The sequence below is a fragment of the Pseudomonas sp. MIL19 genome (genome assembly GCF_028680365.1).
GTDB classification, from domain to species: Bacteria; Pseudomonadota; Gammaproteobacteria; order Pseudomonadales; family Pseudomonadaceae; genus Aquipseudomonas; species Aquipseudomonas spirodelae.
Map to the genome: position 1 here is coordinate 56,751 of NZ_JAPPVG010000010.1, position 21,595 is coordinate 78,345.

The 21,595-nt window shown below is 59.9% G+C and carries 22 protein-coding genes; 18 read left to right on the top strand and 4 right to left on the bottom strand.

Annotated elements, in window-relative coordinates:
• Nucleotides 1–39: 39 nt before the first annotated feature.
• Entirely contained in the window at nucleotides 40–738 is a 699-nt protein-coding gene (recO, locus tag N1078_RS08930; RefSeq protein WP_274087830.1) for a DNA repair protein RecO, read from the top strand.
• The gene (gene pdxJ / locus N1078_RS08935; protein ID WP_274087831.1) at nucleotides 731–1,477 is read left to right on the top strand and encodes a pyridoxine 5'-phosphate synthase; all 747 of its coding nucleotides are present in this window, start codon (nucleotides 731–733) and stop codon (nucleotides 1,475–1,477) included. The genes recO and pdxJ overlap by 8 nt, the downstream gene beginning before the upstream one ends.
• 86 nt (nucleotides 1,478–1,563) lie before the next feature.
• On the opposite strand, the gene cmoB is transcribed toward pdxJ, so the two are convergent.
• From cmoB to N1078_RS08950, 3 genes are all read right to left on the bottom strand, one after another.
• Nucleotides 1,564–2,532: a tRNA 5-methoxyuridine(34)/uridine 5-oxyacetic acid(34) synthase CmoB gene (cmoB, locus tag N1078_RS08940; protein ID WP_274087832.1), complete on the bottom strand. Its 969-nt coding sequence runs from the start codon at nucleotides 2,530–2,532 to the stop codon at nucleotides 1,564–1,566.
• Nucleotides 2,529–3,305: a carboxy-S-adenosyl-L-methionine synthase CmoA gene (gene cmoA, locus N1078_RS08945; protein ID WP_274088001.1), complete on the bottom strand. Its 777-nt coding sequence runs from the start codon at nucleotides 3,303–3,305 to the stop codon at nucleotides 2,529–2,531. Before cmoA ends, cmoB begins: the two co-directional genes overlap by 4 nt.
• Before the next feature lie 166 nt (nucleotides 3,306–3,471).
• On the bottom strand, nucleotides 3,472–3,867 hold the full coding sequence (locus tag N1078_RS08950; protein ID WP_274087833.1) for a protease inhibitor I42 family protein: 396 nt from the start codon (nucleotides 3,865–3,867) through the stop codon (nucleotides 3,472–3,474).
• Nucleotides 3,868–4,321: 454 nt separating this feature from the next.
• Between N1078_RS08950 and N1078_RS08955 the strand changes: the two genes are divergently transcribed.
• From N1078_RS08955 to N1078_RS08975, 5 genes are all read left to right on the top strand, one after another.
• Nucleotides 4,322–5,074, top strand: coding sequence for an AraC family transcriptional regulator (locus N1078_RS08955; RefSeq protein WP_274087834.1), 753 nt, complete (start codon nucleotides 4,322–4,324; stop codon nucleotides 5,072–5,074).
• 176 nt (nucleotides 5,075–5,250) lie between these two features.
• The gene (locus tag N1078_RS08960) at nucleotides 5,251–5,937 is read left to right on the top strand and encodes a methylamine utilization protein (protein ID WP_274087835.1); all 687 of its coding nucleotides are present in this window, start codon (nucleotides 5,251–5,253) and stop codon (nucleotides 5,935–5,937) included.
• Complete coding sequence (locus N1078_RS08965) at nucleotides 5,924–8,260, top strand: putative bifunctional diguanylate cyclase/phosphodiesterase (protein WP_274087836.1); 2,337 nt, start codon at nucleotides 5,924–5,926, stop codon at nucleotides 8,258–8,260. Before N1078_RS08960 ends, N1078_RS08965 begins: the two co-directional genes overlap by 14 nt.
• Before the next feature lie 2 nt (nucleotides 8,261–8,262).
• Nucleotides 8,263–9,120 (top strand): DUF3034 family protein, encoded by an 858-nt coding sequence (locus N1078_RS08970; protein WP_274087837.1) that lies wholly within the window; start codon nucleotides 8,263–8,265, stop codon nucleotides 9,118–9,120.
• Nucleotides 9,121–9,122: 2 nt separating this feature from the next.
• On the top strand, nucleotides 9,123–9,542 hold the full coding sequence (locus tag N1078_RS08975) for a group I truncated hemoglobin (protein ID WP_274087838.1): 420 nt from the start codon (nucleotides 9,123–9,125) through the stop codon (nucleotides 9,540–9,542).
• Nucleotides 9,543–9,650: 108 nt separating this feature from the next.
• Here N1078_RS08975 and N1078_RS08980 read toward each other — a convergent pair whose 3' ends face one another.
• Nucleotides 9,651–10,508: an HDOD domain-containing protein gene (locus N1078_RS08980; protein WP_274087839.1), complete on the bottom strand. Its 858-nt coding sequence runs from the start codon at nucleotides 10,506–10,508 to the stop codon at nucleotides 9,651–9,653.
• A 607-nt stretch (nucleotides 10,509–11,115) separates the two neighbouring features.
• Between N1078_RS08980 and putP the strand changes: the two genes are divergently transcribed.
• From putP to N1078_RS09035, 11 genes are all read left to right on the top strand, one after another.
• Entirely contained in the window at nucleotides 11,116–12,603 is a 1,488-nt protein-coding gene (putP, locus tag N1078_RS08985) for a sodium/proline symporter PutP (RefSeq protein ID WP_274087840.1), read from the top strand.
• 295 nt (nucleotides 12,604–12,898) lie between these two features.
• Nucleotides 12,899–13,120, top strand: coding sequence for a VF530 family protein (locus N1078_RS08990; protein ID WP_274087841.1), 222 nt, complete (start codon nucleotides 12,899–12,901; stop codon nucleotides 13,118–13,120).
• 94 nt (nucleotides 13,121–13,214) lie between these two features.
• Nucleotides 13,215–13,544 carry a flagellar hook-basal body complex protein FliE gene (gene fliE, locus N1078_RS08995; protein ID WP_274087842.1) on the top strand — a complete coding sequence of 110 codons (330 nt, stop codon included), beginning with the start codon at nucleotides 13,215–13,217 and terminating at the stop codon, nucleotides 13,542–13,544.
• 15 nt (nucleotides 13,545–13,559) lie between these two features.
• Nucleotides 13,560–15,344, top strand: coding sequence for a flagellar basal-body MS-ring/collar protein FliF (gene fliF, locus N1078_RS09000; protein WP_274087843.1), 1,785 nt, complete (start codon nucleotides 13,560–13,562; stop codon nucleotides 15,342–15,344).
• Nucleotides 15,337–16,353 carry a flagellar motor switch protein FliG gene (fliG, locus tag N1078_RS09005; RefSeq protein ID WP_274087844.1) on the top strand — a complete coding sequence of 339 codons (1,017 nt, stop codon included), beginning with the start codon at nucleotides 15,337–15,339 and terminating at the stop codon, nucleotides 16,351–16,353. The genes fliF and fliG overlap by 8 nt, the downstream gene beginning before the upstream one ends.
• 3 nt (nucleotides 16,354–16,356) lie before the next feature.
• On the top strand, nucleotides 16,357–17,163 hold the full coding sequence (fliH, locus tag N1078_RS09010; protein WP_274087845.1) for a flagellar assembly protein FliH: 807 nt from the start codon (nucleotides 16,357–16,359) through the stop codon (nucleotides 17,161–17,163).
• On the top strand, nucleotides 17,153–18,514 hold the full coding sequence (fliI, locus tag N1078_RS09015) for a flagellar protein export ATPase FliI (protein ID WP_274087846.1): 1,362 nt from the start codon (nucleotides 17,153–17,155) through the stop codon (nucleotides 18,512–18,514). The genes fliH and fliI overlap by 11 nt, the downstream gene beginning before the upstream one ends.
• A gap of 3 nt (nucleotides 18,515–18,517) precedes the next feature.
• On the top strand, nucleotides 18,518–18,970 hold the full coding sequence (gene fliJ, locus N1078_RS09020) for a flagellar export protein FliJ (protein ID WP_274087847.1): 453 nt from the start codon (nucleotides 18,518–18,520) through the stop codon (nucleotides 18,968–18,970).
• A gap of 146 nt (nucleotides 18,971–19,116) precedes the next feature.
• Nucleotides 19,117–19,422, top strand: coding sequence for an STAS domain-containing protein (locus N1078_RS09025; protein WP_274087848.1), 306 nt, complete (start codon nucleotides 19,117–19,119; stop codon nucleotides 19,420–19,422).
• A gap of 14 nt (nucleotides 19,423–19,436) precedes the next feature.
• Nucleotides 19,437–21,131, top strand: a complete 1,695-nt coding sequence (locus N1078_RS09030; protein WP_274087849.1) for a fused response regulator/phosphatase — start codon at nucleotides 19,437–19,439, stop codon at nucleotides 21,129–21,131.
• 30 nt (nucleotides 21,132–21,161) lie between these two features.
• Entirely contained in the window at nucleotides 21,162–21,515 is a 354-nt protein-coding gene (locus tag N1078_RS09035) for an Hpt domain-containing protein (RefSeq protein ID WP_274087850.1), read from the top strand.
• Nucleotides 21,516–21,595 lie beyond the last annotated feature (80 nt).

Consider the following 21,595-nt stretch of genomic DNA (forward strand, 5'->3'; position numbering starts at 1 on the left):
CGGGCCCGCCTGTGTGCCCGCTATTTCGAGTAAGCCTTGATGCTTGCGCCTAGCCAGCCCGCTTATGTGCTGCACAGCCGTGCTTACCGCGAAAGCAGTGCGCTGGTGGATTTCCTTACGCCGCAAGGCCGCCTGCGGGCGGTATTGCGCAGTGCGCGGGGGAAGGCGGGCAGCCTGGCGCGGCCGTTTATTCCGCTTGAGGCCGAGTTTCGCGGGCGCGGCGAGCTGAAGAACGTTGGCCGCCTCGATCCCGCAGGCATTCCTAATCTGTTGGTCGGTGAGGCCCTGTTCAGTGGCATCTACCTCAACGAGCTACTGATCCGCTTACTCCCCGCTGAAGCGCCCCATCCAGCCGTCTTCGAACATTACGCGATGACAGTGCTGGCCCTTGCCGAGGGCCGTGCGCTGGAGCCGTTGCTGCGTTCTTTTGAGTGGCGTTTGCTGGATGAGCTGGGCTATGGTTTTGCTCTGGATCTGGACAGTGAAGGCCAGCCCATCGCCGAAGCCGGCCTGTATCGGCTGCAGACCGAAACCGGGCTGGTGCCCATCGGGCATTTTCAGCCTGGGGTTTTCCACGGGATTGAGTTGCTGGCCATGGCCGAGGCCGACTGGACCACGCCGGGTGCCCTAGCGGCTGCCAAGCGCCTGATGCGCCAAGCCCTGGCCCCCCATTTAGGCGGACGACCGCTGGTCAGCCGCGAACTTTTTATGACGCTCAAGGAGCCAAGCCGTGACTGATGCCAATCGTATTCTGCTGGGTGTGAACATTGACCATGTGGCCACCTTGCGCCAGGCCCGTGGTACCCGTTACCCAGACCCGGTCAAGGCCGCGCTGGATGCTGAAGAGGCCGGGGCCGATGGGATTACCGTTCACCTGCGTGAAGATCGCCGGCATATTCAAGAGCGTGATGTGCGCCTGCTCAAGGAAGTCATGCAGACGCGGATGAACTTCGAGATGGGTGTGACCGAGGAGATGCTCGCGTTTGCCGAAAGCATTCGTCCCGAGCACGTCTGCCTGGTGCCAGAGACGCGTCAGGAACTGACCACCGAAGGCGGCCTGGACGTGGCAGGACAAGAAGAACGCATTCGTGCGGCGGTTGAGCGTCTGAGCAAAATTGGCTGTGAAGTGTCGCTGTTTATCGACCCTGAGCCGCAGCAGATTGAAGCCTCCAAGCGCGTCGGTGCCCCGGCTATCGAGCTGCACACCGGTCGTTATGCTGATGCCCATACGCCGCAAGAGGCGGCACGCGAGCTGGCGCGGATTCGCGACGGCGTGGCTTGCGGCCTGCAACATGGGCTGATCGTCAATGCCGGCCACGGCCTGCATTACCACAACGTTGAGCCGGTGGCCGCGATTGCCGGGATCAATGAGCTGAATATTGGTCATGCACTGGTGGCGCACGCCCTGTTTGTCGGTTTTAAGCAGGCAGTGGTGGAAATGAAGCAGCTGATCACCGCAGCGGCCAATCGTGGCTGATCGAGAGACGAGTTGTAGGATGGGTTGAGCGCAGCGATACCCATCTCTCGGACTCATGGGTTACGCCGCTGCGCGTCTAACTCATCTTACGGCTTACGTGCGATCAATACTGCGCGGCTCGGCGCCGGCAGGCCTTCGACCGTGCGGCTATGATCGGCCGGATCAAGGAACTCAGGCAGCGACTGAAAGCGCATCCACTCGGTTGAGCGCTGTTCGTCGACGCTGGTGGTGCTGACATCCACGCAGCGCACATCAACAAAGCCGGCGCGGCGCAGCCACAGCTCTAGGGCCGGCACCGACGGCAGGAACCAGACGTTACGCATCTGCGCGTAGCGATCTTCAGGTACCAGCACTTGCTGCGCATCGCCTTCCACCACCAGGGTTTCCAGCACCAGCTCGCCATTTTTGACCAGGCAATCCTTAAGGTCGATCAAGTGATCGATAGGCGAGCGACGGTGGTACAACACGCCCATGGAAAATACCGTATCGAAGCCCTGCAACTTGCCGGGCAGCTCTTCGAAGGCCAGCGGCAGGTGCCAGGCGGGTAGGTCGGGCAGGTAGTTTTTCATCGCCAAGAATTGGCAGAGGAACAACCAGTTCGGGTCGATGCCCACCACGCTGTCCGCACCTGCGCCGAGCATGCGCCACATGTAGTAGCCGTTGCCGCAGCCGACATCCAGCACGCGCTTGCCCTTGAGATCGAGGTAGGGGGCCACTCGCTGCCACTTCCAGTCCGAGCGCCATTCGGTGTCGACGTGTACGTCAAACAGATGGAACGGCCCTTTGCGCCAGGGGATCAGCCCTTGCAAAGCGGTTTTTAGCGCGCCGCGCGTCGGCTCATCGCAGCGACCGTTGAGGCTGAAGTCGTGCAGCAACTCCAGTTGCTCAACCTGCAGTTCAGGCAGTGCTTGGACTGCGCCGTACCAGCGCGGCAGGTCACCGTGACCGATGGCCAGTTTGGCATCGATCTGGCCAGGCAAGTCGGCGGACCAATCCTGCAGCGGGGTACCGGCAAGCACTGCTTGCAGGGCGTCGAGGTCGAGGCGATTAATCATGGCAGGGCAATCATCGAGGCAAAGTTGAGGCATTGAAACCACGGCACTACTTGGCTGAAACCCGCGGCGAGGAGGCGCTCGCGGTGTTGCTCCAGGCTGTCGGGCAGCATGACTTTTTCAATGGCGCTGCGCTTCTGGGCAATCTCCAGCTCGCTGTAGCCGTTGGCGCGCTTGAAGGCGATGTGCAGGTCGCCGAGCAGGCGGTGTTGTTCGGCGTCCTCGAAGTGCAGTTTTTCCGAGAGAATCAGTGCGCCGCCGGGCAGCAGGGCTTGGCGAATGCGGGTGAGCAATTCGAGGCGCTGTTCGGGCTGAATAAATTGCAGGGTGAAGTTCAGCGCCACCAACGAGGTTGGCTGAAAGTCGAGGCTGAGAATATCGGCTTCGAGCACCTCGACCGGGAGTAGCTCCTGAAACATCGAGTCTTGTGCATGCAGATACTCGCGGCAGCGCTCGACCATGGCGCTGGAGTTGTCCACGGCGATGACTCGGCAGTCGGCGATCTGTACATGCCGGCGCAACGCCTGGGTAACCGCGCCCAATGAGCTGCCGAGGTCATACAGCACGCTGTGCGGCTGGGCAAACTGGCCGGCGAGTACGCCGATGTTTTCGACAATGGTCGGGTAGCCCGGTACCGAGCGTTTGATCATGTCGGGGAAGACCCGCACCACATCTTCGTTGAACACGAAGTCCGGCACCTGGGCCAGGGGTTGGGCGAAAAGACGGTCGGGCTGTTTGCTCACGTTGGCTGCGCACTGATCGATAAAGCCGGGCATTTTAGCCAAGTAACGTCCATAGCCAAACGTTGATTGCAGCTATTGGTCGCAAATCCATGCGGCCGTCACGTATGCGGCGCTAGTTCTCGGTCTCGTTAGCCGGTTTAAAGGCTGATGCGGTGATTGCCCATTGGCCCAACCAGTTAGCGCAGCCTATGGCGACAGGTCACTGCGCCTTGAGTGTGCAGTCGAAGCGCTGGGCAGGCACTACGCCGACTTCCCAGGGGCGTTCATAGGTGAGGGCCAGTTGGCCTTCGCCGGCCTTAACCACCTGAAAGCGCCAGGTAGAAACCCCGGCGCTGCCGACCAGGCCGGCATCTTCAGGGTTGCTGTAGACCTCCGGGCCGAGGCTTTGCAGAACCTGTGTTGCCGAGTCGCGCATCAACCAGCGAAAGCCAGTAGTCGGGTTGCTCGGCAAGCGCAGGATAAATTGCTGGCCAATGTGCAGTGATAGCGGGCATTTGCTCTGCTGGTTCTGCTCCAGGCTGACGCTGTTGGGTTTTTGTGCGCAGGCACTGAGCAGCACAAGGCCAAACATCAGCGTTAGGCGGGGAGCGAGCATGGTGAACTCCTGGCGAAAGTCGAGGTTGCCAGCATAACTGCAACGGCTCGCCTGCGGAAATCTGCACTAGGGTTGGCGCGTCACCTGCAGTGCCAGGGGGCGGCCTGATTGCAGTTGATTTAGGTGCTGCTCATGGCGTTTAGCCGCAAGCTGGCTGAGGTAGTGGCCGGCGAGTAACAGCGCTGATGCGAGAGCGAGGGCAATGCTGAAAACCATAGCGGGTGTCCTAAAACCCGAGCGATGCGCAAGGGACAGGATTGTTCAGCAAATCGCTTGCCAGGTCGTGCAAATGAAAGGTGATTGACCCACTAGGGGCTGACTACAGGCAGCGTATTCAGGTGCTTTTAATTAGCTGTAAGGGGCGCGGCGGGCGCTGCCCATTTGTCGTGCTGGCTGCAGTTTCACCGGGCAAACGGTTAAAGTTGCACCTCTTTTATCCGGGGTTGCACTTTTAATGCTCAACGCGCGCTTGATACGTCTTGATGACCAAGCCCATGAACACACCCACGACCATCACCAGCTGGTGTTGTCGCTGGCTGGGCGCGCGGAGTTTGAGGTCAATGGTCGTGGCGGCGAGGTGTGCCGCATGCGTGCCTGCCTGGTGCCCGGGGATGCCGATCATCAGTTCGCCGGTATGGGCGATAACCGCATGTTGATCATCGACCTGGATGAGCAGGGTGTATCCAGTGAGGACCTGCAGCTGCTGACGGGGTTGTTTGAAACACCGCGCTACCCGCAGCTGGATGCCGATTTCCAGAACCTGCTGAGCTATGCCGGCGCCGAGCTGGAGCGTTACGGCTCTGATCCGCTGTTGGCGCGGGCGCTCGGTGGCGTTTTGCTGAGGGCTTTGCACCTGCGACTGTTTGGTGAGCAGCAGGCGCGCGCCATTGGCCCGCTTAATTTAGAACGACTCGATACTTATATCGTCGAGCACCTGGCTCGGCGCATCAGCGTGGCTGAGCTGGCCCAGGTGGCTTGCTTGAGCCCTAGTCATTTTCACGCGCAGTTCAAGGACAGTGTCGGCCTTACGCCGCACCAGTACCTGCTGAAAACCCGCCTTGATCGCGCAGTGCGCTTGTTGCGCGAGAGTGGGTTGCCGCTTATCCGCATCGCCGAGGAGTGCGGTTTCTCCAGCCAGAGCGCGCTCACCACGGCGATGCGTCGCTACCTCGGCCTGACGTCCAAGCGCCTGCGCAGCGCCGAGTAACCGGCCCTTCTAGCCTGCGCTGCATCTGGCTCGCCGCGATACAACGGGGGATGGCGGCCGACATAAGGTGAACTTCTGCAGGCAGGCGGCTAAGCTGTGGCTCACTGCGGCACTCAATGTGTCAGGCATGGATGCTGTTCCTAATAAAGTGTGCCCCTCGCGTACGAGTCGTCTTGATGAGCCAATACCTGTATTTATCGTTTGCGCGCTCGCTGCTGAGTTTCTTGCTGCTGAGCGCGCCGCTGCATGCCGCCAGCTTGCAGGCTGAACTGCTGGACAGCCAAGGCCAGCCGCTTGCGAATGCCGTACTTAGTTTGCGCAGCTTCGCCGATGCCCCGACTGTATCGGCGGCTGCGATTATGGATCAACGCTCGCAGCAGTTCGTACCGAATGTGCTGGCGGTGCGCAGCGGCACGTCGGTGAAGTTTCCCAATAGCGACAATATTCGCCACCACGTCTATTCCTTCTCACCAGCCAAGCGCTTTGAATTGCGCTTGTATCAGGGCACGCCAAGTGAACCGGTGATCTTCGATAAGCCCGGTGTGGTCGTGCTTGGCTGCAATATCCACGACTGGATGTTGGGCTATGTCTATGTCACCGACGATCCTTGGTTTGCTGTGAGCGATGCCCAGGGGCGCTTGCGTATTGACCAACTGCCGGCGGGTACTTACTCGGCCAGCCTGTGGCACCCACAAGCCCCAGAGATGTTGCCGCAGGCGGCCGGTGAGGTGCAGTTGAGCGAGGGCGGTAACCAGCAGCGCTTCACCTTGGCCATACAAGCCCCGGCTGCCCGGGTTGCCCCGCGTGCGCCGGCCAGCGCCTTTGGCGATGCATTTAAGAAGGCCCGCGATGCTGCGCAATAGCTTCCAGGCGCGAATTGCCGGTGTATTGGTTCTGCTGCTGCTCATTGTGGTCGGCGCGCTCTATGTAGCCGTACAAACCGCCACTAATGCAGCGGTGCGCAGCCAGGCACGCGAGCAGCTGGATGTCGGCAGCCTGGTGTTTCAGCAGTTGCTCGAAGTGCGTGGCCGGCAGTTGCACGATGCCGTTCAGGTGTTGGCCGCCGACTTCGGTTTTAAGGACGCCGTGGCCAGCGGTGACACCGAGACCATTCGTTCGGCGTTGGCCAATCACGGTGCGCGGATCAATGCCAGTGTGGTGATGATGCTGTCCCTAGACGGCAACCTGGAAGTCAGCAGCGACCGGCAGATTAGCGGCGCCACAGCCCTGCGTTTGAGTGCCCAGGTGATGCAGCGCCAGCGCGAAGGCGCACAGATTTTCCTGATGCCGATTGCCGACAAAATTTACCTGCTGGTGCAGGCCACCGTTAGCGCACCGTTGCCGATTGCCCGAGTGATGATGGGCTTTCAGGTGGATGATGCCTTTGCTGCCGAGCTGCGCGAACTGACCCACCTGGACTTAACCCTGTTGGCGACCCAGAAGGGGGTTGCCGATATCTGGATCAGTACCTTGCCAGCGGCGCAGCGCGAGCAGGTACAGGAGGGGATGACCCACCTGGCGAATGATGCGGTGAGCTTGATCGGCAGCGAACGCTACCTTAACCAAGCACTGGTACTGGCCAGTGGCGACGGGTTTGAGGTGCGTGCGCTGCTGCACAAATCCCTGAGTCAGGCGCAGCAGGCGTTCGCGTCGCTTGATCAAAATATTCTGCTGATCGCCCTGGTGGCACTGACCGCGTCACTAAGCGGCGCCCTGTTGTTAGCGCGCTCGGTGTCGCAACCCGTGCAGCAACTGGCTGCCGTCGCCGAACGAGTGCGTCAGGGGGATTATCAGGCCGATCTGGACCTGCACCGCGCTGACGAATTAGGGCGTTTGGCCATGGCCTTCAAGGCCATGCAGCAAGGCATTGCCGAGCGTGAACGGCAGTTGGCGCACAATGCCTTGCATGATGCGCTCACCGGCTTGCCCAACCGCACGCTGGCGCTGGAGCGCCTGGGCAGTGCCATTACGGCGGGGCGGCCGATGGCGTTGCTGTATTTAGGGGTGGCGAACTTTCGCGCGGTCAATGAAAGCCTCGGGCCGGAGGGCGGCGACTTGGCGCTGCAGCAGCTTAGCCGGCAACTGCAGGGAATTTTGCGCCCCGGCGATAGCGTGGCGCGGATCATCGGTGACGAGTTTCTCCTGCTGCTGGAAAACGCCGACAGCGACAGCGCCGTGGGCATTGCCGACACGCTGCAGCAATTGCTGCTCAAACCTTTGCGCGTGGCCAGCCATGATGTAGCACTGGATTGCCGCATTGGCATTGCCAGTTACCCGGTGGATGGCAACGCCCCGGAAGAACTGCTGCGCCGGGCGGCCATCGCGATGCAGGATGCGGCCGGTATGGCCAGCCATCTACAGGTCTACCAGCGGGGGCGCGATGATGCCCAGCAGCGGCAGATTCGCCTGATTCGCGATTTACGCCACGCGCCGAGCAAGGCCGAGCTGCTGCTGCACTATCAACCGAAGTTGGATATTGCCAGCGGGCGGGTGCGGCAGGCAGAGGCCTTGCTGCGTTGGCAACACCCCGAGCTGGGCATGGTTTCGCCTGGGGAGTTTATTCCGCTGGCCGAGCGCACCGGCAGCATTCAGCTGTTGACCTCCTGGGTGCTAGAAGACGTTATGCGCCAGTTGCGTGAGTGGGGCGGGCGCGGCCTTTACGTGCAGGTGTCATTGAATATCTCCACCGAGGACCTGATCGACCCGCAGTTACCGGCGCGGGTCAGCCAATTGTTGTCTGAATACCAAGTGCCGGCCGCACAGCTGATTTTTGAGATTACCGAAAGCGGGGTGATGCTCAATCCGGAGGTCGCTCTGCAGGTGCTGCATGGCTTGCGCGAGTGCGGTATCAGCTTGTCGGTGGATGACTTTGGTACGGGTTACTCGTCCCTCGCTCAGCTCAAGCGTATGCCGGTGCAGGAGCTGAAGATCGATCAATCGTTTATCCGCGATCTGGATGATGACAGTGAAGATTCGGTGATCGTGCGTTCAACCATCGAAATGAGCCACAGCCTGGGCCTCAAGGTGGTGGCTGAAGGCGTTGAGTTTGAGCGCAGCCTGCAACTCCTGGCGCGCTGGAAGTGTGACACCGCCCAGGGCTACCTGATCAGCCGGCCGCTGGCGGCGTCAGCCTTTGAAACCTGGCTGGCGCAACACGCGCCAGCCGCCTCGGACGTGGTGCATTGACCATGCTAAAGCCGTTTCACGGTGTGCTTCTGTTGCTGGGCCTGTTGGCTAACCTGAGCTGGGCCGATGGCCGCCTGCTGGCCACCGGTGGCGCCAGCAGCCTGGAGGGCGCGGCCGGCGGTGGCATCACGCCCTGGGCGGTGTTGTCCGGGTATGGCGAGCGCGGCGAGTGGGGCGCCGATGTATTCGCCACGCGGGTGGAAACCGGCGACTACCGCCTGGATGTGGCCGGTATTGGTGTCGCATTCGATAACCGAATCGAGTTGTCCTTCGCCCGCCAGCGTTTTGATTTGGGCACCCTGGCGCGCAACCTCAACCTGCCGGAAAACAGCCTGAGCCAGGATGTGTTCGGCCTCAAGGTGCGCCTGTTTGGCGACCTGATTTACGACAAGCTGCCGCAGGTGTCGCTGGGTATTCAGCACAAGCGCCAGAAGGATTTTCTGATTCCCCGGCTGATTGGCGCGCAGCGCAGCGAAGACACCGAGGGCTATATCACCGCGAGCCGGCTGATCCTTGGCGGTGCCTTGGGCTACAACCTGCTGCTCAATGGCGGTGTTCGTTACAGCCGGGCCAATGAGCTGGGCCTGCTGGGCTTTGGCGGTGATCGGCGTGATCGCCACTCGGTGCTCAAGGAAGGCTCGGTTGCCGTGCTGTTCAACCCGCGCTGGGCGCTGGGCGTCGAGTACCGCGAGAAGCCGGACAACCTCAGCTTTGCCGGGGAGAGTGACTGGGCCGACCTGTTTCTCGGTTACTTCCCCAACAAGCATCTCTCCGTGGTACTGGCCTATGCGCGCCTGGGGGAAATCGCCACGCTGGATAACCAGGACGGCGTTTACCTGTCCGTGCAAGGGAGCTTCTAAGCATGCGCAGCCTGCTGCTGGCCATTGTGTTGACCCTGACGGCCTGTGCTCAGCAGCCGGCCAAAGACGACAGCCTGTACCGCGACCTGGGGGGACAGGCCGGGATTACCCGCATCGTCGAGGGCATGCTGCTGAATATTGCCGGCGACCCGCGCATCGTTAGGCACTTTGAAAATATCGACATCGTGCGTCTGCGCGACAAGTTGGTGGAGCAGATTTGCGTCGAGGCCGGCGGCCCTTGTACTTACAGTGGTGACAGCATGGAAGAAAGCCACAAGGGCCAGCACCTCACGCCGAGTGACTTCAATGCCCTGGTGGAAAACCTGCAAGAGGCCATGAGTGCCCAGGGCGTCCCCATGCCCGCGCAGAATCGCCTGCTGGCGCGGCTGGCGCCCATGCGGGCGCAAGTAATCGATCGCTAACGTTTAGTTCTGGTCTGTTGCGCATAGGCCTACGGCATCAAACCCAGCCTGACGCTGTTGCCCGCGCAGTGCGTTGCTTGGCTCGAGCGTGTGAAGCCGTAAAGAGGCTCAGCGTAAGGTCTGGGCGATTGCCAGGATCTCGGCGCGGTGACTGCTCAGCAGGCTCAGTTGACCATTGTCATCGATGGAGTTCTGCGGCGGCATCAGCTTCTGATAGGCCGCCAGCTCTTGCAGTGGCGGTAAATCGGCCGTTGGCTCGTGCTCCCTGAGCGAGTGGTAAAGCGCCAGGTTGACCATATCCAGCAATTGCAGCTTACCTGCCGGGCTGTGCTGCCAATTGCCAGTGTTGCGAATGATCTCGATATAGTCGTTATCCACCGACCATTTCTTCAACACGATAATCCCCAGCGATTTGCTGTATTCGCGGCACAGCTTGTAATACAGCGCGCTGGAGAGGGGCACGCTGTCGCTGCGGAACGCCGAAAGCACAACGAGGGTGCCGACTTCACTGAGTAGGCTGGCCAACAGGGCGTGTTCCGCCGCCACATGGCCAAGCTGGCGAGCCAGCAGGGTGCAGGTGCTGGCCTTGATCACCACGCGCTCCCACGCCTCGATAAACAGCTGTTTATGCTTGGGGCTGTGCAGGGTAAACAGGCTTTTGATGCTATGCGCCATGGTGATTCGATCGACTTCAGCCATGCCGAGCCGGCTGATGACTTCAAGCAGGGTTTTCGGTGCCGTGGTGGTACGGTGCAGAGCGCTGGACGCATGCTTTATCAGCAAGGCGCTAAGGGCAGGGTCGCGACTGATTAAGCGGGTTAAAGCGCTGAGCGAAATATTGGGATCGCCCAAGGCGCGGCGAATATCCATCGTGAGGGTCGGCAGGCTGGGTAATTGCTCCTCACCCTGCAGCAGTTGCGAGACCAAGCGCCGGTAGACGGAGTAATCGGATGTTTCGCTCTGCAATACACACCTCAATATTTGTTCAGGCTGTCTAGATCGGTACTATGCGGGTAGGCCGTGCGGTAAATGGCGCCGCCATCACTGCTCGGAGCTTGAAACAGGTGTTTGCCGGAAGTTCCCGGCATGGAGCTTTTTGTAAAAACTCCAGAGCATTTTGTAAGAAGCGTTCATGCCTCTGCCACTAAATTCCGTTCCCGGCTTACGCCGTGCCTAGGTTTGCGCCATAGGGCGTTCCTGCAAGTCGCTGCAATTGGGCTAGACCTAATACAGGTAGCGGCCAATAAAAGGCAGGGCGTGGCGGTATAATTTGCTGGGTCGCTTCTGCGGCTGATCGTGCGCAAACTCCGCATTCTTTGGGTGTTAAGTTGTCAGCCGTGCGCAGTATTAATTCGTAGTTTGAGTACGTGCCGGGGCTTTGCGTGCGAGGCCTTGGCAAGCCGTTAAAGGCGTTTTACGGGCGACTGTTTTGCGACATGCGCCCTTTTTGTAATGGGGTCTAGAACTCCGACTGCGTGAACCGGCTTCACCTGCACCGCGGGTATGAAATGCCACGTTGGTAATGGGGCTACTCCCTATTGCCCAATAACAACAATCAAGAGGGGATTCCCTAATGACTGCAAGTACTCCGATGCTCGTCACCTTTGTGGTGTACATCGCGCTCATGGTGCTGATTGGCCTGGTCGCCTATATGCGCACCAAGAACCTTTCCGATTACATTCTGGGCGGCCGTAGCCTGGGCAGTTTTGTTACCGCCTTGTCGGCGGGGGCATCGGATATGAGCGGCTGGCTGCTAATGGGCTTGCCGGGCGCGGTATACCTCTCGGGCCTGTCTGAAGGCTGGATCGCCATCGGCCTAATCGCCGGTGCCTACTTGAATTGGTTGTTCGTGGCTGGCCGTCTGCGGGTGCAGACCGAGCACAATGGCAACGCGCTGACCCTGCCCGATTACTTCACCCACCGCTTTGAGGATGGCAGTCGTGTGCTGCGTATTTTCTCGGCGCTGATCATTCTGGTGTTTTTCACCATTTATTGCGCCTCGGGCGTGGTGGCTGGTGCCCGCCTGTTTGAAAGCACCTTCGGTATGTCCTACGAGACAGCCTTGTGGGCTGGCGCGGCGGCGACCATTGCGTACACCTTTATCGGTGGTTTCCTGGCGGTGAGCTGGACTGACACCGTGCAGGCCACGCTGATGATCTTCGCGCTGATCCTCACTCCGGTCGTGGTGATGATTGCCACCGGTGGCGCAGATACCACCTTCGCTGCCATCGAACTGCAGGACGCCACTAACTTCGACATGCTTAAGGGCGCGACCTTTGTTGGCGTGATTTCGCTGTTGGCCTGGGGCTTGGGTTACTTCGGTCAGCCGCACATCCTTGCACGCTTCATGGCTGCTGATTCGGTTAAGTCGATTCCCGCTGCCCGTCGCATTTCCATGACCTGGATGATCCTGACCCTCGCGGGTGCCGTGGCAGTGGGCTTCTTTGGTATTGCGTATTTCTCCGCTAACCCGGACCTTGCTGGCCCGGTAACCGATAACCCAGAGCGCGTCTTTATTGAACTGGCCAAGTTGCTGTTCAACCCATGGATTGCCGGCATTCTGTTGTCTGCCATTCTCGCCGCGGTGATGAGCACCCTGAGCTGCCAGTTGCTGGTGTGCTCCAGTGCCCTTACGGAAGACTTCTACAAAGCTTTCCTGCGTAAAGATGCGTCGCAGGTCGAGCTGGTATGGGTGGGTCGCGGCATGGTGCTGCTGATCGCTATCGTCGCCATCATGTTGGCGGCTAATCCGGAAAACCGTGTATTGGGCCTGGTGTCCTATGCCTGGGCAGGCTTCGGTGCAGCCTTCGGTCCGGTGGTGATCCTGTCGCTGGTATGGAAGCAAATGACTCGCAACGGCGCGTTGGCCGGCATGCTGGTGGGTGCCCTGACCGTGATCCTGTGGAAGAACCTTCTCGGTCACCTGGGTCTGTACGAAATCATCCCTGGCTTTATTTTCGCCACCCTGGCCATCGTCGTGTTCAGCAAAATCGGCAACGGCCCATCGGCTGGCATGATCAAGCGCTTCGACGAAGCCGAGAAAGAATACCAGTCGGCCTGATAATCCCCTGTAGTGGGCAACTGACCGATCGCGCAGTTGCCCAGTCAGCGTGTTTTGCGCTGATGTGCATGTGACTTAAGCGTTTTTTTGCCGGCCCACACGTTGTAGGGCCGGTTTTTTTTTGGTCGTCATATTTCGCTATCGTCCTTACGCCGTTGCTTGGCGACGTCAAAAACGGCCAGAGCCGTTTTATGACGAGATAAAAGCCCCGGCATCAGTTTTCGCACTTTCGGTCAGGCGTGGGCTTGGCTAAGGTGGCGCATATTTTCAATCAGGCTGTCCGTACAGGTTCTGCATGACTCAATCACCGAACAATCCGCTGCATGGCGTGACACTTGAAGCCATCCTCACCGCTCTGGTTGCCCAGTATGGTTGGGATGGCTTGGCGCAACGCATCGACATTCGCTGTTTCAAGAGCGATCCGAGCATCAAGTCCAGCCTGACTTTTTTGCGCAAGACGCCTTGGGCACGAGAGAAGGTTGAAGCGCTGTATATCCGCTCGCAGGCGCGTCGCTAGGCGCTGAGCGCTAGGTCGGTAACCTGGCACCCTTGTTGCAATACCTCTGCAAACGCCGCAAAGCGTCAAAAAACTGCGGCCAGTGGAGGAAGTGATGAGTCAGGGTGTTGAGTTCAATCGTTTGATGCTGGAAATGCGTTCTATGCAGGCCGACGCCATGGTGCGTCAGAAACCTGTCGCCAGCACGCCTGAACCAGGGGCCCCGAGCTTTTCCGATATGCTCGGCCTGGCGGTGGGCAAGGTTAGCGAAACCCAGCAGGCAGCCAGTAAGTTGGCAACCGCCTTTGAAATGGGCACCAGTGGTGTGGATTTGACGGATGTGATGATTGCCTCGCAGAAATCCAGCGTCTCCATGCAAGCCATGACCCAAGTGCGCAACAAGCTGGTTCAGGCGTATCAAGACATTATGCAGATGCCGGTTTAAGGGTAGGGCTGAATCATGGCGGAAGCTGTCGCTGCAAACGTACCTGCCACCACTGGTGGCGAGCCGAAAAAACCATTGTTCGGCCTGACCTTCCTGGAAAACCTTTCCGATATGTCGATGTTGCGGCAGATCGGTTTGTTGGTCGGTCTTGCCGCCAGTGTGGCCATCGGCTTTGCCGTGGTGCTGTGGTCGCAGCAACCGGATTACCGCCCGCTGTATGGCAGCCTTGATGGCATGGATGCTTCGCAGGTGATGGAGACACTGTCCGCTGCCGATATCAAATACACCGTGGAGCCCAACTCCGGCGCGTTATTGGTTCAGGCCGATGACCTGGCCCGTGCGCGTATGCGTCTGGCGGCCGCTGGCGTTGCGCCGAAAGACAACAGCGTCGGCTTTGAGATTCTCGACCAGGAGCAAGGCCTGGGCACCAGCCAGTTTATGGAAGCCACCCGCTACCGCCGTGGCCTTGAAGGCGAGCTGGCCCGAACGGTCGCCAGCCTGAACAACATCAAAGCCGCCCGCGTGCATTTGGCTATCCCGAAAAGCTCGGTGTTCGTACGCGACGAACGTAAGCCCAGCGCCTCGGTACTGGTTGAGTTGTATTCGGGGCGCGGCCTGGAGCCGAGCCAGGTGATGGCCATCGTCAACCTGGTTGCCAGCAGCGTGCCGGAAATGAATAAGGCCCAGGTCACCGTGGTCGATCAGAAGGGCAACCTGCTCTCGGATATTCAGGAAATGTCCGAGCTGACCATGGCCGGCAAACAGTTCGATTACAGCCGCCGCATGGAAAGCCTGTTCACCCAGCGCGTGCACAATATTTTGCAGCCGGTACTGGGCTCTGGTCGTTACAAGGCCGAAGTGTCGGCGGATGTGGACTTCAGCGCGGTGGAGTCCACCTCGGAAATGTTCAACCCCGACCAGCCGGCGCTGCGCAGTGAGCAGCAGGTCAATGAGCAACGCACCAGCAGCCTGCCACCACAAGGCGTGCCCGGTGCCCTGAGTAATCAGCCGCCAGGTCCCGCCGCTGCGCCTCAGCAAGCCGGTGCGGGTGCCGCAGCTGTGGCTGGGGCGATTGCGCCCGGGCAGCCTTTGCTGGACGCCAATGGCGCGCAAATCATCGACCCGGCCACCGGCCTGGCCATGCTCGCGCCTTATCCGGCGGACAAACGTGAGCAATCGACACGCAACTTCGAGCTGGACCGTTCAATCAGCTACACCAAACAACAGCAGGGGCGTCTGCGCCGCTTGTCGGTGGCGGTGGTGGTCGATGATCAAGCCAAGCTGGATGCCGCCACGGGTGAGGTCACTCGCGTGCCGTGGAGCAGTGACGACCTGGCGCGCTTTACCCGTCTGGTGCAGGACTCCGTCGGTTTCGATGCCAGCCGTGGCGACAGCGTCAGCGTGATCAATACGCCGTTCTCCGCTGAACTGGGTGAAGAGCTGATCGAAATTCCGTTTTATACCCAGCCGTGGTTCTGGGATGTGGTCAAACAGGTACTTGGCGTCCTGTTTATCCTGGTGTTGGTATTTGGTGTGTTGCGCCCAGTGCTGAACAACATCACCGGTGCTGGCCGCAGCCAGGGCGATGGCCGTGGTGGCGACGTTGAACTCGGTGAAATGGGCGGGTTGGGCGGTGACTTGGCCGAAGACCGGGTCAGCCTCGGCGGGCCGCAAAGCATCCTCCTGCCGAGCCCGAGTGAGGGGTATGATGCACAGCTAAACGCCATAAAGAGCCTGGTCGCAGAAGATCCGGGCCGCGTCGCCCAGGTTGTGAAAGAGTGGATTAACGCCGATGAGTGATAATCGAACCGTCGCCAAGTTGAACAAGGTCGATAAGGCCGCGATCCTGCTGCTGTCGCTCGGTGAAACGGATGCCGCCCAAGTGCTGCGGCATCTGGGGCCGAAGGAAGTGCAGCGCGTAGGCGTGGCCATGGCCGGTATGCGCAATATTCAGCGTGAGCAGGTCGAGCAGGTGATGGGCGAGTTCGTTGACATCGTCGGCGATCAGACCAGCCTGGGCGTTGGTGCCGACGGCTACATCCGCAAGATGCTCACGCAGGCCCTGGGCGAAGACAAAGCCGGCAACCTGATTGACCGCATCCTCCTCGGCGGCAGCACCAGCGGTCTGGACAGCCTTAAATGGATGGAGCCGCGTGCCGTGGCGGATGTGATCCGCTACGAGCACCCGCAGATTCAGGCCATTGTTGTGGCCTACCTCGACCCCGACCAGGCCGGTGAAGTGCTTGGCCATTTCGACCACAAGGTGCGCCTGGACATCGTGCTGCGGGTGTCTTCACTGAACACCGTGCAGCCAGCCGCGCTGAAAGAGCTCAATCTGATCCTTGAGAAACAGTTTTCCGGCAGCTCTAATAGCACTCGCGCTGCATTGGGCGGGGTCAAGCGTGCCGCCGACATCATGAACTTCCTCGACAGCTCGGTTGAAGGTCAGCTGATGGATTCGATCCGTGAAGTTGACGAGGACCTGTCCAGCCAGATCGAAGACCTGATGTTCGTCTTCGACAACCTGGCCGATGTCGATGACCGTGGCATCCAGGCGTTGATGCGCGAAGTTTCCTCCGATGTGCTGGTGTTGGCGCTCAAGGGCGCCGATGAGGCCATCAAGGAAAAGGTGTTCAAGAACATGTCCAAACGTGCTGCCGAACTGCTGCGCGACGATCTGGAAGCCAAAGGCCCGGTACGCGTCAGCGATGTGGAAACGGCGCAGAAGGAAATCCTTACCATCGCCAGACGTATGGCCGAAGCCGGGGAAATTGTCCTGGGCGGCAAAGGCGGCGAGGAAATGGTCTAAGCAATGTCCAGTAAAGAACCGGCGAGTGAGCTGATTCGCGCCAAGGATCTAAGAGGCGTTAACGTCTGGGCGTTGCCCAGCTTTGACCCGCACGCACCAACGCCTGAACCCAGCGCAGAAGAACAGGCTGTTGAACCGACCGCTGAAACGAGCGAACCCGCGCAGGCCGACAGCGAAGAGGTGGCTCTAGAAGACGTCAAGCCTTTGACGTTGGATGAGTTGGAGGCAATCCGTCAGGACGCCTACAACGAGGGGTTTGCCACCGGCGAAAAAGACGGCTTCCATGCAGGCCAGCTAAAAGCCAAACAGGACGCCGATGTGGCCTTGGCGGCAAAAATAGCTGGGCTGGAGCAGCTTATGACTCACCTGTTCGAGCCGATCGCCGGGCAGGATCAGCAGCTCGAAGAAGGGCTGATCAAGCTGCTTGAGCAGATCGTGCGCCAGGTGATTCAGCGTGAGTTGGTCAGTGATTCCAGCCAGATTCGTCAGGTGCTCAGCGAGGCGTTGAAGCTGCTGCCGATGGGCGCGGGCAATATCCGCATTCACCTTAATCCGCAAGATTTCGAGATGGTTAAAGCCCTGCGCGAGCGCCATGAAGAGAGTTGGCGAATTCTCGAAGATGCCGCTTTGCTGCCCGGCGGTTGTCGGGTGGAAAGCGAACTCAGCCGCATTGATGCCACGGTGGAAACCCGACTGAATCAGGCCATCAAGCAGTTGTTTGAACAGCAGCGCGAGCAGGCCATGCACCCGCTGGAAGCCGACCTGCAGACTGACCTGGATGCCCCCGAGATGATTGCGGATGCGCCTTGAACGGATCAGCTTTGCCAAGCGCCTGGCCGGTTACAGCAATGTCGTAGCGCTGCCGACTCAGCCGCAGGTTGAAGGCCGCTTGCTGCGCATGGTCGGTCTGACCCTGGAAGCCGAAGGCCTGCGTGCTGCACTCGGCAGCCGTTGTCTGGTGATCAACGATGACAGCTATCACCCGGTGCAGGTCGAAGCCGAGGTGATGGGTTTTTCCAATGGCAAAATCTTCCTGATGCCGGTCGGCAGTCTGGCCGGTATCGCCCCCGGTGCGCGTGTGGTGCCGCTGCCGGATACCGGCCGACTGCCCATGGGCATGTCGATGCTCGGTCGGGTTCTCGATGGCACCGGCCGCGCGCTCGACGGCAAAGGCGGGATGAAGGCCGAAGACTGGGTGCCGATGGATGGCCCGACGATCAATCCGCTCAAGCGTAATCCCATCAGTGAACCGCTGGATGTTGGTATCCGCTCGATCAATGGCTTGCTGACCGTCGGCCGCGGTCAGCGTCTTGGCCTGTTTGCCGGTACCGGTGTGGGTAAGTCGGTGCTGCTGGGCATGATGACGCGCTTTACCGAGGCCGACATTATCGTGGTCGGGCTGATCGGTGAGCGGGGTCGTGAAGTAAAAGAATTTATCGATGAGATTCTCGGTCACGAGGGCCTTAAACGCTCCGTGGTGGTGGCTTCGCCAGCCGATGACGCGCCGCTGATGCGTCTGCGTGCCGCCATGTATTGCACGCGAATAGCCGAATACTTCCGCGACAAAGGCAAGAACGTACTGCTGCTGATGGATTCGCTGACCCGTTTTGCTCAAGCGCAGCGCGAAATCGCCCTGGCCATTGGCGAGCCACCAGCGACAAAGGGCTATCCGCCGTCGGTATTTGCCCGTCTACCCAAGCTGGTGGAACGTGCCGGTAATGCCGAGGAGGGCGGCGGCTCGATTACCGCCTTCTACACCGTGCTCAGTGAGGGTGACGATCAGCAAGACCCAATTGCCGACGCCGCCCGTGGGGTGCTCGATGGGCATATCGTGTTGTCGCGACGCTTGGCCGAGGAGGGGCACTACCCCGCCATCGATATTGAAGCCTCGATTAGCCGGGTGATGCCGCAGGTGGTCAGTGCCGAACATCTGCGCCTTTCGCAGCGCTTTAAGCAGTTGTGGTCGCGTTATCAGCAGAGCCGCGACCTGATCAGTGTGGGCGCTTATGTGTCGGGGGGCGACGCGGATACCGACCTGGCCATCGCCCGTCAGCCGGCGATGGTCAGATACCTGCGGCAGGGCCTGCACGACAATGAAAGCCTGGAAAACAGCAGTGCGATGCTCGCTGCCACCTTCAACCCTGGCGCGGCGGGCAACTAAGCCATGGCGCAAAGCCGCGCGGCGCGGTTGGCTCCCGTGGTGGTCATGGCCGAGCGTGCCGAGCGCGAGGCCGCTTTGCAGCTGGGCCATTGTCAGGGCTTATTGCGTCAGGCTGAAGTGCAGCTGGGGGACTTGGAGCGCTACCGCGGTGATTATCAGCAGCAATGGATCAGTGAAGGCCAGCGCGGTGTTTCCGGGCAGTGGCTGATGAACTACCAGCGCTTTCTCACTCAGTTGGAAGGTGCTATCGGCCAGCAGCGCAACAGTGTCGATTGGCACCGCGCCAATATGGACAAGGTGCGCGATATCTGGCAACAGCGCTACGCCCGCATGGAAGGGCTGCGCAAACTGGTCAAGCGTTATCAGGACGAAGCGCGTCTGGCCGAAGACAAGCGCGAACAGAAGTTGCTTGATGAACTCTCGCAGCGCTTAGTGGCCCGTGATTCCCAGTATTAGGCATCGATATAACGGCTTGAATCACCACTCAATACCGCCGAAACAGTTGCCGCACAGGCTTTGCGATGCTACATCTTGACTGTGCATAACATGCCGCCTGGCATACTCGAACATGCGCCCGAGTCTATTTGTTAAAGGAGTAATTCATGGCAATCACCTCGCAGCCCTCATCCGATGGGCAAGAGCTGACCATTGTGATTCAGGGCCGCTTCGATTTCGCTGCGCATCAGGAATTTCGCAATGCCTATGAGCGCGTCAGCACTACGCCGCAGCGCTATGTTGTCGATCTTAAGGGCACCACTTACCTGGACAGCTCAGCGCTGGGTATGTTGCTGTTGCTGCGTGATCACGCCGGCGGCGACAGTGCGCAGATTAGCTTGCGCAACTGCAACCCGGATGTGCGCAAAATCCTCGCGATCTCGAACTTCGAGCAGCTGTTCAAAATCACCTGATCGGGGCGCATGCCATGCCAGAGCGCCTGTCCATTCTGATCGCCGAGGACAACGCTGCCGACCGCATGCTGCTGTCGACCATCGTCAGTCGTCAGGGACATCGGGTGCTGACGGCCAGCAATGGCCTTGAGGCGGTGGCATTGTTCGAGCAGGAGCGTCCACAGCTGGTGCTGATGGACGCCCTGATGCCAGTGATGGATGGCTTCGACGCCGCACGGCGAATCAAGCAGGCTGCCGGCGAAGAACTGGTGCCGATCATTTTTCTGACCTCCCTGACCGAAGGCGAAGCCTTGGTGCGCTGCCTGGAGGCCGGCGGTGATGACTTTCTGGCCAAGCCCTACAATCGGGTCATTCTTGAGGCCAAGATCAACGCGATGGACCGCCTGCGGCGCTTGCAGGACACCGTCTTGCAGCAGCGCGATCTGATTGCCATGCACAACGAGCATCTGCTTAACGAGCAACGGGTGGCCAAGGCGGTATTCGACAAGGTGACCCATTCCGGTTGCCTGGATGCGCCGAATATCCGCTACCTGCAATCGCCTTATGCGGTGTTTAACGGCGATCTACTGCTCGCCGCGTTCAAACCCTCCGGTGGCATGCATGTGTTGCTCGGCGATTTCACCGGGCATGGCTTGCCGGCGGCGATTGGCGCGATGCCGTTGGCCGAGGTGTTTTATGGCATGACAGCCAAGGGTTATTCCCTGGCCGAAGTGCTGCGTGAAATCAACGCCAAGCTCAAACACATCCTGCCCGTGGGCGTGTTTTGCTGTGCGAGCATTCTGAATATCAGCTTCCAGCGCCAGGTGGTCGAGGTGTGGGGCGGTGGCTTGCCGGATGGTTATCTGCTGCGCGGTAATGGCGAGCGGATACCGTTGGTGTCGCGGCATTTGCCGCTGGGCGTGCTGGAGCCTGGCGCGTTCAATGACAAGTACGAGGTCTACCCGCTGGCGCTGGGTGATCGGGTTTTCCTGCTCTCCGATGGTGTGCTGGAGGCGTGTAATAAGCAGGGTGAGCTGTTCGGTGAGGAACGTTTGCTTGAGGTGTTTCGTGCCAACCGGCAGCAGGCGCAGCTGTTTGCTGAAATCCAACAGGCGCTGACGCATTTCAGTGGTGAGCAACAGGATGATGTCAGCCTTGTTGAGGTCAGCCTGGTCGATCAGGCCACGCTGAACCGGCCGCCACTGGCTTTTGCGGACAATGGCCAGAGTCACTCACTGGACTGGTCGGCGAACTTCGAGTTTCGCGGTGAAACCCTGCGGCATTTCAATCCCTTGCCGTTTCTCTTGCAGCTGCTGCTGGAGGTACAAGGGCTGCGCCCCCAAGGCGGTGCCCTGTTCAGCGTGCTGGCCGAACTGTATTCGAACGCCTTGGAGCATGGTGTGTTAGGCCTGGATTCTGCGCTCAAGGCGAATGCCGAAGGGTTTGCCGAGTATTACCGCCAGCGCAGCATGCGGCTGGCCGCGCTGGTGGACGGTTTTGTGCGTTTTCATCTGCAGTTAATCCCCGAAGGTGCTGGCGGGCGTTTGATTGTCCGCGTCGAGGACAGTGGCACGGGCTTCAATGCGCCGCAGGTGTCAGCGCAACCGAGCGATACCCATCGCCTAAGCGGGCGCGGGTTGGCGCTGGTCAGGCGGTTGAGTGAGCGTTGCAGTTGGGGTGGCGGCGAGTCCGGGGTGCGCGTGGAGTTTTCTTGGCAGCCTAGGGCATAATCGACGCAATAACGCCCAGGGAGTGAGACGTTGTCCGATATTCATCTTGATAGCACCGTGTTGCTGGCATTGCAGGACGTTATGGAAGATGAATATCCAGTGTTGCTGGATACCTTTCTGATCGACTCCGAAGAGCGCCTACTGTCGCTGCGCCAGGCTGAGCAGGCGACGGATGCACAGAGCCTGCGACTGGCCGCCCACAGTTTTAAAGGCAGTTGCAGCAATATGGGGGCCCTGATGCTCGCAGGCCTTTGCAGGCAACTGGAAGAGGCCGCGCGGCGCGAGCAATGGGCGCAAGCCCCTGAGCTGGTTGAGCAGGTTGAGCGTGAGTTTGCCATTGTGCGCATCTTGCTGAAGTCCGAGCGCCAGCGTTATCGGCATTAGTTTTGCTGCTGAGCAGGCGCCTGCTGCATACCTGCCTTGTTTATTGCTACGCCAATGAGTTGGCCCGCCCCTTGCAATTG